The sequence below is a fragment of the Pseudoalteromonas sp. RB2-MNA-CIBAN-0110 genome, from assembly GCF_040309305.1.
GTDB classification, from domain to species: domain Bacteria; phylum Pseudomonadota; class Gammaproteobacteria; order Enterobacterales; family Alteromonadaceae; genus Pseudoalteromonas; species Pseudoalteromonas arctica.
This window is the reverse complement of the sequence record NZ_JBEOOQ010000121.1, coordinates 1-317: the sequence shown is the minus strand read 5'-3', so window position 1 is coordinate 317 and position 317 is coordinate 1. Positions and strand designations below refer to the sequence as shown.

The 317-nt window shown below is 42.3% G+C and carries 1 protein-coding gene; it reads right to left on the bottom strand.

The genetic code is table 11. The features are described 5' to 3' along the window. A partial coding sequence (locus tag AAEY68_RS20805) for a dihydrodipicolinate synthase family protein (protein WP_350586799.1) occupies positions 1-317 on the bottom strand: 317 nt, incomplete at both ends.

Genomic DNA, 317 nt, shown 5'->3' with positions numbered 1-317 from the left:
CAACATCACTTGCGCTTAGCTGATTAATCAACTTTTCACCTTGTTGTTGCTGTGCGTCGTTAAGGGGTAAGTAAGGTAATCTAAATACCGGTTCAACTGCCTCAGTCATCATGAGTGCAGTATTAATCGCAATTGGATTTGGCTCGCAAAACAACCAATTTATTAATGGTTGTAATGACGTATTTAGCGCAGCATTTGGCGCATCCATTAACTGGCGAAACAATTCTGGCATAAGATTAGAACTAACCGAAATAACCCCATGAGCGCCATGAGTATGACGAGCATCGTGGCTTTCATCATCATTACCCGACCAACAC